Genomic DNA, 14,257 nt, shown 5'->3' with positions numbered 1-14,257 from the left:
ACCGCAACGGACGGCCGCGGATCGGCGGCATGGACAGAGGAACCGGCTTGCGCCATCCTCCGGCCTCGCTGACCGCCCGTTCGGGCGACCAACAATCGGGTTCCTGACCACATGAGAATGCTCTCGCTCGCGCGTCCGTTGACCCTGGTGGCGATCCTCCTGGCCGCTTATCCGGCAGCCGCCCAGGACAACACGGCCCAGCCGAGCCAGCCGCAGGCCGCTCCGGCGCAGCCGGCTCCTCCCGCGCCCCAGCCCGCTGCGGCGGCCCCGCAGCCTCCGAAGCCCGAGCAGCAGCCGGAATGCGCCTGGGCGGGCGAGCGCATCCTGAGCCTCCTGTGGCGCGACGACATCCGCACCGCGAGCGACTTCATCGACCTCTACGACCGCTTCTCCTGCCCGTCGCAGCACATTCCGGCGGCGTTCCGCTGCCTGATCCGCGTCGGCGTGACGCCCGAGCAGGGCGATGCCGGCCTGCCGCTGCGCGCCCGCGCCTGCTGGGCCGACCCCGCCCTCGACCCGGCGACCCTCAAGGTGCCGGCGGCGGAGACGAAGCCCGACGCCCAGAAGGGCGGCGACCAGAGCGCGGCGAAGCCGGCGGACGCTCAGCCCGCCAAGCCGGCCGAGCAGCCGAAATAATCGCTCTTCCCCGTCCGATCGACGGACCTGAGACGCCCGGTCGCAAGCCGGGCGTTAACTTTTTTGGCGATCCCTCCCGTCGCTCCTCTGGACGGATTGTCGCAAGCCGCTATCATTCGGCACTGCAACAATTTCTCTGCACATTCAGCGTCCATTCAGCTCGCGCGCACTAGAAGCTCGACCGAAATTCGGTGCTGTGTCCGGACGGAACCGGGACACAGATCAGCAGTTTAGTGGTGCGGGTTCGATGGGTTCGAGGAGCTTCCTGCCGATGTCGATCGTCAGAGCCGCGCGGCGCGCCGTGCCGGGGGTGTTGGCCGCAGTCGTGGTGGCCGCCCTCGCGCATGCTGCGGTATGGCTGGTCAATGAGCAGCAGGTGCACGCACCGGATGTGAGCGGCAAGCTCGAGAGCTTGTCCTTCGCTCCCTACAACGCCGCGGAGAACCCCGAAAAGGGCGACATCATCTCCCCGCAGCGGCTGCGCGAGGACATGGAGGTAGTCGCGCCCTATACGAAGTCGATCCGCACCTACGCCGCGACCGGCGGCCTCGAGAAGATCCCCGAGATCGCCAACCAGTACGGCATCAAGGTGATGCAGGGGATCTGGATCTCGAACGACGAGAAGCGCAACGAGATCGAGATCAAGAACGGCCTCGACCTCGCCCGCCGCTATCCGAACGTGACCTCCCTCGTCGTCGGCAACGAAAGCGTGCTGCGCGGCGAAAAGACCGCCAAGGAGCTCGGCGAGATCCTGCGCAAGGTCCGCGCGGAAAGCCCGGTTCCGGTTACCACCGGTGAAATCTGGTCGACTTGGCTCGAGCATCCCGAGCTCGCCGCGAACGTCGATTTCATCGCCGCCCACATCCTGAGCTACTGGGAAGGCGTGCCCCGCGAGCAGGCGGTGCAGACCGCCGTCGACGTCTACGACCGCATGCGCGCCGCCTTCCCGGGCAAGCACATCGTCGTCGCCGAGTTCGGCTGGCCGTCCGGCGGCTACAACATGAAGGGCGCCGAGCCGGGCCCCGTGGCCCAGGCCGAAATCCTGCGCGACTTCGTCAACCGCGCCCGCGACCACGGCATGGACTACAACATCGTCGAGGCGTTCGATCAGGTCTGGAAGACCAACGAAGGCTCGGTCGGCGCCTATTGGGGTCTGTTCAACGCCGATCGCAAGCTGAAGTTCGACCTCGCCGGAGCGATCCGTGAGCCGAACAAGGAGCGCATCGTCGGCGCGGCCCTGCTCGTCGGCACCCTGCTGTCGCTGATCGCCTTCGCCCTGCGCCGCCCGACCTTCTGGCACGCGCTGATGGTCGCCGGCGCCGCCCAGGCGGTCGGCGCGTGGCTCGCGGTCACGATCGCCCACCCGCTGTCCCATTATCTGGTGGTCGGCAGCGCGGTGATGTGGGTCGCGGGCCTCATCCTGCTCGTCCCGCTCGCCCTCCTGTCGCTCGCCCGCATCGAGGAGATCGCCGCGATCGCCCTCGGCCGCGGCCCGACCCGGCTGCTGCCCGAGCGCATCGAGCCGGAGGCGTTCGGCCCGGTGCCGGAAGGCTCGCTGGAGGCGCTCGGCCTCACCGAGCGGCCGAAGGTGTCGATCCACATCCCGGCCTATCGCGAGCCGCCGGAGATGCTGAAGCAGACGCTCGACAGCGTCGCCGCGCTCAACTACCCGAACTTCGAGTGCGTGGTCATCATCAACAACACCCCCGATCCAGCCTTCGTGAAGCCGATCGAGGAGCACTGCAAGCGGCTCGGCTCGCACTTCAAGTTCGTCAATGTCGAGAAGCTCGAGGGCTTCAAGGCCGGTGCCCTGCGCGTTGCGCTGCAGCACACCGCGCCCGACGCCGAGGTGATCGGCCTGCTCGACGCCGATTATGTCGTGAGCCCGGATTGGCTGAGCGACCTCGCCCCGCTGTTCTCCGATCCGCGCGTCGGCCTCGTCCAGGCCCCGCAGGACCACCGCGACGGCCACCGTTCGATCTTCCACGCCATCATGAACGCCGAATATGCCGGCTTCTTCGATATCGGCATGGTGGAGCGCAACGAGATCAATGCCATCGTCGTCCACGGCACGATGTGTCTGATCCGCCGCCTCGCGCTGGAGGAAGCCGGCGGCTGGTCGAGCGACACCATCACCGAGGACACCGATCTCGGCCTGTCGATCCTCGAGCAGGGCTGGACCGCGCACTATACCCGCCGTCGCTACGGCCACGGCATGCTCCCGGACGATTATCGCTCGTTCAAAACGCAGCGTCACCGCTGGGCCTATGGCGGCTTCCAGATCGCCAAGAAGCATTGGCGCCGGTTCGCCCCGGGCGGCACGCGGCTCACGCTCGGTCAGCGCGCGCAGTTCATGATGGGCTGGATCAACTGGATGGGGGCCGAGGCGCTCGGCGTCGCCGCCGCGATCCTCAACCTGCTCTGGGTTCCGGTGGTGGCGTTCGGCGGCATCGCCCTTCCCGACAGCGTGCTGACGCTGCCGGTGGTGGTGGTGTTCCTCATCAACATCATCCACTTCGCCCTGCTCTACCGGCTCAGGGTCAAGCTGCCGTTCCGCCATTGCATGGGCGCCGGCGTCGCCGCCATGAGCCTGCAATTCACCATCGCCCGGGCGGTCGCCCTCGGCCTTTTCAAGGACTCCCTGCCCTTCCTGCGCACCGACAAAGGCTCGGGCAAGAAGCGGACGGCGGGGGCCTTCCCGGCGAAGTGGGAAGCGATCCTCGGCTCGCTCCTCCTCCTCGGCGCGGTACTTCTCGCCGCCACCAACAAGGACGAGGTCCGCGAGATCTATGTGTTCGCGATCGTCCTGGTGGTGCAGTCGCTGCCCTTCATGGCGACGGTCGTGATGGCCTTCATCGAGCGCCGCGCCATCGCCGCGCTCGCCGCCGCCGACAGCGACACCGAGACGGTGGCCGAGCCGATCGCCGTCCCGGCCTCGGCCCTGACACCCGCCGGTGCCGTCAGCGCCACGCCGAGCGCGTAAGGCCCCGCCGCACCGGTCCGTTAGCCGGCGCGGTCCCCAAATGAAAAAGGAGCCCGGGGGCGACCCCGGGCTCCTTTTTTTTGTCGTCTCGGTCGAGTGTTGCGAGCCGGGGGATCCGCCTATCGGGCCGAGCCCCCTTCGGCATTCGCTCAGTCGATATCCTGCACCTGCTTGTCGGCGGTGCCGGCGATGCGCTGGGCGAGCGAGGCCTCCATGAAGGGATCGAGGTCTCCGTTCAGCACGTCGTCGGGGGCGGTGCTTTCGACGCCGGTGCGCAGGTCCTTCACGAGCTGATAGGGTTGCAGCACGTAGGAGCGGATCTGGTGGCCCCAGCCGATCTCCGTCTTGGACGCGGCCTCGGCCATCGCCTTCTCTTCCCGCAGCTTCAGCTCGCGCTCGTAGAGGCGGGCGCGGAGCATCTGCCAGGCGGTCGCCCGGTTCTTATGCTGCGAGCGCTCGTTCTGACAGGCGACCGCGATGCCGGTCGGGATGTGGGTGAGGCGGACGGCGGAGTCCGTCGTGTTGACGTGCTGGCCGCCGGCGCCCGAGGACCGATAGGTGTCGACGCGCACATCGCTCTCGTTGATGTCGATGTTGATGGCGTCGTCCACCACCGGATAGACCCACACGCTCGCGAAGCTCGTCTGGCGACGGGCGTTGGCGTCGAACGGCGAGATGCGCACGAGGCGATGCACGCCGGATTCGGTCTTGAGCCAGCCGTAGGCGTTGTCGCCCTTGACCAGGATCGTGGCCGATTTGACGCCCGCCTGCTCGCCCGCGCTCTCTTCCATGAGCTCGACTTTGCAGCCGTGCTGCTCGGCCCAGCGCGTGTACATGCGCATCAGCATGAGCGCCCAATCCTGGGACTCGGTGCCGCCCGCGCCGGCGTGGACTTCGAGATAGCTGTCGTTGCCGTCGGCCTCGCCGGAGAGCAGCGCCTGAACCTGCCGCTTGGCGAGCTCAGAGCGCAGCGTCTTAAGGGTCGCCTCGGCGTCCTCGACGATCGAAGCCTCACCCTCGGCCTCGCCGAGCTCGATGAGTTCGACCGCCTCATTGAGGTCCCGGCTGAGCTTCGAGACGGCGCCGATCTGCTGATCGAGCCGGTTGCGCTCACGCAGGAGCTTCTGCGCCTTCTCCTGGTCGTTCCAGAGATCGGGCGATTCCGAGAGGGCGTTCAGTTCCTGGAGGCGCTTCGTTGCGACATCCCAGTCAAAGATGCCTCCTCAGCAGGCTTATGGCCTGCTGGATTTCGTCGATGATCGACTGCGTTTCCGCACGCATCGCGGATCCTTCCTCGCGTCAGGGAAAGGGGAAAACCGGCGACCGAAAAGGCCGCGGCATCGGCGCGGACCATAAGGGACCGCCGCCGCCGATGCAAACTCGGAGGGCGTCGCACCGGTTCGGCGCAGCGCCGAGGCTCGCTCTCTCACGACGCCGCGGGCGAGACCGCCCGATGGCGTCAGTAGAGGCCGCCGGTGCCGGAATAGACGGCCTTTTCCTGCTCCGCCGTCGCCTTGTCCGGCTGCGCCGAGGCGCCCGCGGCGAAGGAGAAGCCCGATTCGCCCGGCGCGGTGCCCGGCTTGAAGGCCTCGATCACGATGCCGGCGCCGGAGCCCGAGGCCGGCTGGCCGGTCAGGTGGTTGACCGGCACCAGCTTGATGCCGTCCGGCACACGGAAATCGACCGGCGGCTTGTCGGCGAGCGCGTCTTCCATGAAGTCGGTGAAGATCGGCGCCGCGACCACGCCACCCGCCACGCCCTTGCCCATCGGACGCGGCTGATCGTAGCCGACGAACACACCCGCAACCAGGTCGGGGGAGAACCCGATGAACCAGACGTCCTTGGAATCGTTGGTCGTTCCTGTCTTGCCGGCGATCGGCTTGCCAATCGCGAGCGCCCGACGGCCGGTGCCGTACTTGACGACACCTTCCATCATCGAGGTGATCTGGTAGGCGGTCATCGGGTCGAGGATCTGCTCGGCATTGTCGATCAGGGTCGGCTCGGCCTGGTTCGACCAATTCTCGGCGACGCAGCCTTCGCAAATGCGGTCGTCGTGCTTGTAGATCGTGTTGCCGTAGCGGTCCTGGATGCGGTCGATCAGGGTCGGCACGATCTTCTTGCCGCCGTTGGCGATGATCGCATAGGCGGTCGTCATGCGCAGCACGGTCGTCTCGCCCGCGCCGATGGCCATCGGCAGATAAGGCGGCAGATCGTCATAGATGCCGAAGCGCTTCGCATATTCGACGACGAGCGGCATGCCCATCTCGTTGGCGAGGCGGATCGTCACCAGATTGCGCGAGTGTTCAAGCGCCTGACGCAGGGTGGACGGGCCGGCGACCTTGCCGCCGTCGTTCTTAGGCGCCCACACCTTGCCGTTCGCGTCGGTGAACGAGATCGGCGCGTCCATGACGATCGAGGACGGCGTGTAGCCGTTGTCGAGCGCCGCCGAGTAGACGATCGGTTTGAACGACGAGCCGGGCTGCCGGTAGGCCTGGGTGGCGCGGTTGAACTCGCTCTGGGCGTAGGAGAAGCCGCCGACGAGCGCGAGCACGCGGCCGGTGTGCGGGTCCATGGCGACGAGCGCGCCGCCGACCTCCGGCACCTGGCGCAGGCGCCACACGCCGTCGGGGTCGTCGGCGACGTGCTCGACATAGATGACGTCGCCGGGCTTCAGCATGTCGGTGAGCTTCGGCGCCGGACGCACGGGCTTGTCGCCGCGGCCGTCCTTCATGCGCTTCCAGGGCACATCCTTATAGAGAAGCCGGCCGCGCTCACGCGCCGTCGAGAGACGCCCGCCGTCGTTGCGCGCCGGCTGGAGGCCGATCTCGGCCTCGGTCGCGTTGACCGACAGGACGACCGCGAGGTGCCATTCCGGCAGGTCGTAATAAGACGGGATGTCGCCGATCTTGACGCCCCAATCCTCGCCCGCCGTCAGATCGACGTGGGTGACGGGGCCCATCCACGAGCCGCGGGCATAATCGAAGCGCAAGAGGCCGGCATTGAGGGCCTTGCGGGCTTCCACCTGCATCTTGGGATCGAGCGTGGCGCGGACCGACAGGCCCCCCTCATAGAGGCGCTTCTCGCCATAGAGGTCGGCGATCTTGCGGCGCACCTCCTCGGCGAAATAGTCGGCGGCGAACATGTGCGGCGCGGCGGCGCGGACGGTGATCTCGAGCGGCTCGGCCTTGGCCTTCTCGCCGTCTTCCTTCGAGATCATCTTGTCCTCGACCATGCGGTCGATGACCCAGTTGCGGCGGTCGAGCGCGCGCTCCTTGTAGCGGAACGGGTTGTAATTGTTCGGCGCCTTCGGCAGCGCGGCGAGGTAGGCGCACTGCGCGATGCTCAGTTCCTGAACCGACTTGCCGAAATAGTCGAGCGCCGCGGCGGCGACGCCGTAGGCACCGAAGCCGAGATAGATCTCGTTCAGATAGAGCTCGAGGATCTTGTCCTTCGAATAGGCCTGCTCGATGCGCAACGAGAGCAGCATCTCCTTGATCTTGCGATCGATGCTGACCTCGTTGGTGAGGAAGAAGTTCTTCGCGACCTGCTGGGTGATGGTCGAGGCGCCGATCGGGCGCTTGCCGCTCCCCTGATTGCGGTAATTGGTGATGAGCGCGCGCAGCACGCCGGACGGATCGACGCCCGAGTGGGTATAGAAGTTCTTGTCCTCGGCGGCGATGAAGGCGTTCTTGACGCGGTCGGGGATGGTCTGGATCGGCAGGAACAGGCGCCGCTCGATCGAATATTCCGCCATCAGACTGCCGTCCGAGGCATGGACGCGCGTCATCACCGGCGGCTCGTACTTGCGCAGCGCCGTGTAGTCCGGCAGCGAGGCCGACATGTGCGAGATGTACCAGGCGACACCCCCGGCCGCGATCAATGCAAGAATGACCGCGATTCCAAAGATGTACCCGATCGAACGCAGGATGAACGTCATCAAATCGGCTCGCTCGTCGTGGCCCCCGACGCGGTATTGAACGACCGGCTCGGCCCTCGCGTCAGGAGGAGGCCGGAACCGAGGACCACCGCTGCGGCTGGCCCACCGCTCGGACATCCCTGGAGCGGCCTTTCGGCCGAACTATGACCAAGACGTTAACGCCCGGACGCGCCGTCGCGTGTTGCCGGTCAGCCACCGCGCCGCGACCGCCTGTCGTGCTCCGTTTCGGCTCGAGTTCCCGGGCCGCCACGGCTCGCGCTGTGCAGTTACGCTCGCGATCCGGCCTTTGCAAGAGACGTGATTCGTACGCGCAACGGCCCGTTGCCCGTTCGCAACGCTATGGTGAGGGAACCATCACTTTCCGCCGAATTCGCGACCTTGCGCCAAGCGGGGACCAAAAAAGATCTCGATCGCGCCGACCATCGCCACCGCCGTCTTCTCACGCCACGCCGCATCCTCGAGCCGCGCCTCGTCGTCCTTGTTGGTGAGATAGCCGAGCTCGACGAGGACGGAGGGTACGTCGTGCGCCCTGAGCACGCGAAAACCGGCGGCACGCTGCGGATTGGCGTTGAGCTTCGTCGTCGTCTTCATCTCGGTGACGAGCGCATTCGAGATTTGCCGGGAGAAATTGCGCGTCTCGCGGCGGGCGAGGTCGAGCAGGATGTCGGCGACCTCGTCGGAGGCGTTGGGCAGGTCGACGCCGGCGATGATGTCCGACTTGTTCTCGAGCGCCGCCGTCGCCGCCGCCTCGGCGTCCGAGGCGCGGTCCGACACCGTATAGACGGTCGCGCCGCGCACGTAGGGCTGCGGCGCCGAGTCGGTGTGGATGGAGATGAAGAGGTCGGCGGCGAGTTCGCGGGCGATCTCGACGCGCCGGTCGAGGGGCAGGAAGGTGTCGTCGTCGCGGGTGAGCTTGACCTCGAACTTGCCGGTCTCGGCGAGCTTCTGGGCCAGCAATTGGGCGAACGGCAGCGTGATCGTCTTCTCTTCCCGACCGTCGGTCGCGACCGCGCCGGTGTCGAGGCCGCCATGGCCGGGATCGAGCACGATCAGCGGGCGGGTGCGGCGGGTGCGGTCGGCGGTGACACCGCTGTCCGGCGCGATCCCGTCCGGGGTCGTGGTCGGGGCGCCGCGCGCCGCGCGCGCCTCGGCGACCTTCGCCGCGAAGGCGGCCGCCGTGGTCGGCACCAGATCGACCACGAGCCGGGCCGGCTGGCCGTCGGCCGCCGGGAGAACGAAGGTGCGGTCGATCGCGACGGGCCCCGTGGTGTCGACGACGATGCGCGACTTGCCGGGCGCAAACAGGCCGTAGCGCCAGGTCGTGATGAGCCCCCGCCCCTCCTCGCCCGTCCCGTTCGGGAGGTCGAAGCGGATCTCGGGGAGATCGATCACCACCCGGTTCGGATCGGCGAGCGGAAAGACGGTCGCCTGCAGCCCGGACGAGAGGTCGATGACGAGGCGGGTGCGCTCGGTGTCGCCGGCGACGCGGGCGCCGAGCGCGATCGGCAGGCCGGACGGGGCGACGGGTTCGGTGCGCGGCGCGGTCGCCGCCGGATCGGACGCCGCGTCCCCCGCAGCGGCCGAGGCCCTACCCGCGCCCACGAGAGACAGACCCAAGAGAGAAAAGAGAAGCGCCGCCGCAGCGAGGGCGAACACCCGATTCGGTCGGCGCATCCTGCCGAGCTCGAAGCCGTGCTGCACTCGCGTCCTCCCTCATCCCGCGGTCCGCCGTAGAGTGCGGGACCGGTTCTAGACCATCACGGCAAAGTGTTGGCGCCGCGGTTTCCGCCGCAGCGTGCGGCAGCAGGCTTAACCAAAACTTATGACGGAGACCATCGCGGTCCTCACGTCGGCGCGGCGACGAGGGCAGCGCTTGCCAAGCAGCCGATGCGTTCGTAAATAAGGCGGGTGGCGACAGCGAACAAATTTTGTGCGCCGACGCCGCCTTCCTCACGCCCGGCCGTCCGCCGTTCGGAGCTCCGCCCCGGGAATTCACATTTCCCGCCGTGACGGCTCCTTGAGGCGAAGGTTCAGGTCCGCCGCTCGACCGGGAAGCCGGTGCGATTCGGATCTGCCCGGCCCCGGAGGTGGCTTCCCGTGGCGCCCGCAAGGGCGCGGGACAGCGCCTCGGAACCGCGGCACCGGCCCCGTCTCGGGTCGACGTCCGCGGAGGCTCCGGAACGGCCTGCGGAACGATCCGTCGTTCCGTCCCGGCAATCGCCGGTGCCGCCGTCCGGCTCCCGCCCGGTTTCCGTGCGGAGGTCGACTTTCGAGGACACCGGACCGGTGTCCGCCACGCATTCCCGATCCCATCCGGATCGGCAGACGGATTAGAGCACGCGCCTCTTTATGACCGGGTTCGCACGAGCGTTCGTTCCTCATGACAGCACGGCCCAGGCCGTGCGGGGAATGATCGTCGCAGCAGGGATCGCTTCGGCCTCCCGCCCGGTACGCGCGGCGATGTCCGTCCCGCTCACACCCCTTTCTTCTGACCCATCCCAACCAGGCGGCTCTTTCGAGCGAGCCTCGCATCGGCGCATGACGCCCGCGACGGCTTGCCGGAGCCGCGGAGACTGCCTCTCATGGCCAACAAGATGCTCATCGACGCGACCCACTCGGAGGAGACCCGGGTAGTCGTCGTCCGCGGCAACCGCGTCGAAGAATTCGATTTCGAGTCCGCCAACCGCAAGCCGCTGCGCGGCAACATCTATCTCGCGAAGGTGACCCGCGTGGAGCCTTCGCTCCAGGCCGCCTTCGTCGATTACGGCGGCAACCGGCACGGTTTCCTCGCCTTCAGCGAAATTCACCCCGATTATTACCAGATCCCCTATTCCGACCGGCAGGCGCTGATCGAAGCCGACGAAGCGGAAGCCCGCGAGGAAGCGGAAGCTGCCCGCGCCGAAGAGCGCGCCGAGGCCGAGCGCGTGAAGTCCGCCCCCGTGGGCGAGGCGGCGTCGGAGAGCGGCGAGACCGCGGCGGACGAAGACGGCGAGGACGGCTCGTCCGAAGCGGCGGCGCACGACGGCGAGGCGGGCGACAACCTGCCCCCCGCGCACCGCAACGAGGCCGAGCAGGTCGAGATCGAGGATTCGGTCGAGTCCGTCGGCGCCGAGGATGCCCTCGAGGAGGTTCCCGAGCGCCGTCCGCAGCGCAACCGCCGGGTCTACAAGATCCAGGAGGTGATCAAGCGCCGCCAGGTTCTGCTCGTTCAGGTCGTCAAGGAAGAGCGCGGCAACAAGGGTGCGGCGCTGACCACCTATCTGTCGCTCGCCGGCCGCTATTCGGTGCTCATGCCGAACACCGCACGGGGCGGCGGCATCAGCCGCAAGATCACCTCGGCGGTCGATCGCAAGCGCCTGAAGAAGATCGCGAGCGACCTGGAGGTGCCGGAGGGGATGGGCGTCATCCTGCGCACCGCCGGCGCCAACCGCACCAAGGTCGAAGTCAAGCGCGACTTCGAATATCTGCTGCGTCTGTGGGAGAGCGTGCGCGAACTGACGCTGAAATCCGCGGCGCCGGCCCTCGTCTATGAGGAGGGCAGCCTCGTCAAGCGCTCGATCCGCGACCTCTACAACAAGGACATCGACGAGGTCCTGGTCGCCGGCGACGACGGCTACCGCGAGGCCAAGGACTTCATGCGCATGCTCATGCCGAGCCATGCGAAGAACGTGAAGCTCTACCGCGATCCCTCCCCGCTGTTCACGCGGTTCGGCGTCGAGGCCCAGCTCGACGCGATGTTCTCGCCCCAGGTCACGCTGAAGTCCGGCGGCTACATCGTCATCAACCAGACCGAGGCGCTGGTTTCGATCGACGTGAACTCCGGCCGCTCGACCCGCGAGCACAACATCGAGGACACCGCCCTCCAGACGAATCTCGAGGCCTCCGACGAGGTGGCCCGGCAGTTGCGCCTGCGCGACCTCGCCGGCCTCATCGTCATCGACTTCATCGATATGGAGGAGAACAAGAACAACCGCTCCGTCGAGCGGCGCCTCAAGGAGGCGCTGAAGTCGGACCGCGCGCGCATCCAGGTCGGCCGGATCTCCCATTTCGGCCTGATGGAAATGTCGCGCCAGCGCATCCGCACCGGCGTCGTCGAGAGCTCCACCCAGGTCTGCCCGCACTGCTTCGGCACCGGCCTGGTGCGCTCGACCGAGTCGGTCGCGCTGCATGTCCTGCGCACGCTCGAGGAGAGCCTGCTCAAGAGCGCCTCGCACAATCTCATCGTGCGGACCCGCACGGCGGTGGCGCTCTACATCCTCAACCAGAAGCGCAGCCACCTCGCCGACGTCGAGCACCGCTTCGGCGTGCAGATCACGATCGCGGCGGACGAGAGCCTCGGCACCCATCACCTCGCGGTGGAGCGCGGCGAGCCGGCGGTTCGCGGCCCGAACGAGGTGCCGCCGCAGCTCTCGACCTCGGTCCGGGTCGATTCGATCGATCCCGACGAGATGGAACCGGAGGTCGAGCCGGACGTCGAGGACGAGGAAAATGAGGAAGAGGCCCGTTCCGAAGCGCCGCGCGAGCGCGAGGCGGACGGGGATGGCCAGGGCCGCAAGCGTCGGCGGCGGCGTCGGCGGCGGCGTGGCGGCGGTGAGGGTGGCCAGGCCCAGTCCGCCGGCAGCGAGAGCGACGGCGACGATGACGACGAGAACGGCGCCGAAGACGGCGGGTCTGAGGGCGGCGGCTCCGATGAGGACGGCGTCGGCGAGGCCGCGACGGAGGCGACATCTGGCGAAGCGACAGCCGAGCCTGCCGAGGACGACGATGCCGGCCAGCGTCGCCGTCGCCGTGGCCGCCGGGGCGGACGCCGCCGGCGCGAGGGCGAAGGCGAGGCGAACGGTGCCGACGAAACCGACGGCGAGGTCGAGACCTCGGTCGTCGATCTGGTGCCGCTGACGACCGACGTTCTCGGCTCCGCCGAGCCGGCCGCCGCGAGCGAGCCCACCGAAGATGCCTTCGCGGCCCCCGAGACCGCCGAAGTCAACGAGGCTACGGAAGACAGCGTCCAGGTGCCCCTGACCCCGCCCTGGGAAGAGGCCGAAACCCCGGCTCCCGCGACCGAGGTGGAAGCGCCGCAGGTCGAGGTGTCTTCGGAGGTGGCTCCCGTCGAAGCCCCGCTGACGCCTGAGCCCGCCGAAGCGGCGACGGAGGCTGCGCCCGCCGAGACCGCCGCGACGGAGACCGTCGCGAGCGCGCCCGAAGCGACCGAGACGGCAGAACCGGAAGCCGTTGCGGCCGAGCCGGCTGCGAGCGCGGCATCCGAGAACGACAATGCCGCCCCGGTGGTGAGCGAGGAACTTGCGAAGCCCCAGGCGCCGGTCGAGGACGAAGGTCCGAAGCGCACCGGCTGGTGGCAGCGCCGCTCGTTCTTCTGAGGCGGGCGGTCGCTTTAGGCGCGCTCCCAAACGAACATCTCGATGGCCCGGCTCGCCGGGCCATCGTCGTTTTGATGGGTCTCATCGCCCCGAGCCGGCGGATCGCTTATCTCGGCACCCCCGCTTGTTCTCCCCGCGAGCGCGGAGAAGGGCGGGACGGCGCGGTGGTTGCTTCGCCCGCCCCGGCGGCTCAGCCGCGCGTGAGCCAGCGCTCGAGGCGGTCCATCGCCTCGACCATGTCCGCGGTCGAACCGGCGATCGAGAAGCGGATATAGGCGTGGCCGCGGGTGCGATCGAAATCCGCGCCCGGCGTCGCCGCGACGCCCGCCTCGGCGAGCATCGCGCGGGCGAAATCGTGGCTGTCGTTCGAAAAGCGGCGCACGCTCGCATAGACGTAGAAGGCACCGTCCGCGGGCAGGATCTCGTCGAAGCCGAGCGCCGGCAGCCGCCCGAGCAGAATCTCGCGGTTGCGGGCATAGACCGCCTTCACCGCCTCGAGCTCCTCCCCCGCATCGAAGGCGGCGAGCGCCGCGCGCTGGGAGATTTCCGGCACCGAAATGAAGAGATTCTGGGCGATCCGCTCGATCGGCCGGACGAGCCGCTCCGGCACCACCATCCAGCCGACGCGCCAGCCGGTCATGCAGAAATATTTGGAGAACGAGTTGATGACGATCGCCTCGTCCGAGACGGCGAGCGCGCTCGTCTCCTCACCCTCGTAGACGAGGCCGTGATAGATCTCGTCGGAGATGAACCACAGGCCCCGCTCCGCCGCGGCGGCGGTGAGATCGGTCAGCGCCGTGCGCCCGATCACGGTGCCGGTCGGGTTGTTGGGGCTTGCGACCAGCACGCCGGCGAGCGGCGCCTCCGCATGGGCCCGCGCGATCGCACCCGCATCGAGGCTCCAGCGCGTCGCAGCCTGGGTCTCCACCTCGACGGGCATCAGCCCGAGCACGGACAGCACGTTGCGATAGGCGGGATATCCCGGCGCCGGCAAGAGGATGCGGTCGCCGGCATCGAAGGCGGCGAGGAAGGCGAGGTTGAACCCGCCCGACGAGCCGGTGGTGACGACGACGCGATCGGGCGAAACGTCGAGGCCGTAGCGCTCGCCATAATGGCGGGCGATGCGGGCGCGCAGCGCCTTGAGCCCGAGCGCCTCGGTATAGCCGATGCGGCCGCCGGCGACCGCGGCCTGGGCGGCGGCGATCACCGCCTGCGGCGCCGGCGCCGAGGGCTGGCCAACCTCCATCCGCACCACGCTGGCCCCGGTCGCCTCGCGGGCGACGGCGGCGCTCATCACGTCCATGGCGATGAACGGATCGACGGCGC

At 68.3% G+C, this 14,257-nt stretch carries 7 protein-coding genes; 3 read left to right on the top strand and 4 right to left on the bottom strand.

The annotated features are described in order from the left end of the window. The first annotated feature begins 111 nt into the window (after positions 1–111). Entirely contained in the window at positions 112–636 is a 525-nt protein-coding gene (locus F0357_RS15705; protein WP_153484032.1) for a beta-1-3, beta-1-6-glucan biosynthesis protein, read from the top strand. A gap of 271 nt (positions 637–907) precedes the next feature. Next, positions 908–3,619: a glycosyltransferase family 2 protein gene (locus tag F0357_RS15700; protein WP_208948371.1), complete on the top strand. Its 2,712-nt coding sequence runs from the start codon at positions 908–910 to the stop codon at positions 3,617–3,619. Positions 3,620–3,768: 149 nt separating this feature from the next. On the opposite strand, the gene prfB is transcribed toward F0357_RS15700, so the two are convergent. The 3 genes from prfB to F0357_RS15685 form a co-directional block, all read right to left on the bottom strand. Continuing rightward, positions 3,769–4,900 (bottom strand): peptide chain release factor 2 gene (gene prfB, locus F0357_RS15695; RefSeq protein WP_153484020.1). Its coding sequence is split into 2 segments (ribosomal slippage): positions 3,769–4,830 and positions 4,832–4,900, totalling 1,131 coding nucleotides; the frame shifts between segments, so codons are not numbered across the junction. Between the two features lie 178 nt (positions 4,901–5,078). Further along, positions 5,079–7,547 carry a penicillin-binding protein 1A gene (locus F0357_RS15690; protein WP_312861715.1) on the bottom strand — a complete coding sequence of 823 codons (2,469 nt, stop codon included), beginning with the start codon at positions 7,545–7,547 and terminating at the stop codon, positions 5,079–5,081. Positions 7,548–7,910: 363 nt separating this feature from the next. Next, a complete protein-coding gene (locus F0357_RS15685) occupies positions 7,911–9,230 on the bottom strand; it encodes an N-acetylmuramoyl-L-alanine amidase (RefSeq protein ID WP_153484015.1) in 1,320 nt (439 codons plus the stop codon). A gap of 908 nt (positions 9,231–10,138) precedes the next feature. On the opposite strand from F0357_RS15685, the gene F0357_RS15680 reads away from it, so the two are divergent. Next, the gene (locus F0357_RS15680; RefSeq protein ID WP_153484012.1) at positions 10,139–12,931 is read left to right on the top strand and encodes an Rne/Rng family ribonuclease; all 2,793 of its coding nucleotides are present in this window, start codon (positions 10,139–10,141) and stop codon (positions 12,929–12,931) included. 190 nt (positions 12,932–13,121) lie between these two features. Here F0357_RS15680 and F0357_RS15675 read toward each other — a convergent pair whose 3' ends face one another. Further along, the gene (locus tag F0357_RS15675; RefSeq protein ID WP_153487090.1) at positions 13,122–14,234 is read right to left on the bottom strand and encodes a pyridoxal phosphate-dependent aminotransferase; all 1,113 of its coding nucleotides are present in this window, start codon (positions 14,232–14,234) and stop codon (positions 13,122–13,124) included. Positions 14,235–14,257 lie beyond the last annotated feature (23 nt).

Source organism: Segnochrobactrum spirostomi (assembly GCF_009600605.1).
Classification (GTDB): Bacteria; Pseudomonadota; Alphaproteobacteria; order Rhizobiales; family Segnochrobactraceae; genus Segnochrobactrum; species Segnochrobactrum spirostomi.
Note: the sequence above shows the minus strand (reverse complement) of the source record. Positions and strands in the feature narration are given on the sequence as shown.

Bases quoted from the DNA above. Each gene is read 5' to 3' on its own strand.
- F0357_RS15675 (WP_153487090.1), bottom strand. From the start codon at position 14,234: ATGGACGTGATGAGCGCCGCCGTCGCCCGCGAGGCGACCGGGGCCAGC.
- F0357_RS15705 (WP_153484032.1), top strand. From the start codon at position 112: ATGAGAATGCTCTCGCTCGCGCGTCCGTTGACCCTGGTGGCGATCCTC.
- F0357_RS15685 (WP_153484015.1), bottom strand. From the start codon at position 9,230: ATGCGCCGACCGAATCGGGTGTTCGCCCTCGCTGCGGCGGCGCTTCTC.
- F0357_RS15680 (WP_153484012.1), top strand. From the start codon at position 10,139: ATGGCCAACAAGATGCTCATCGACGCGACCCACTCGGAGGAGACCCGG.
- F0357_RS15700 (WP_208948371.1), top strand. From the start codon at position 908: ATGTCGATCGTCAGAGCCGCGCGGCGCGCCGTGCCGGGGGTGTTGGCC.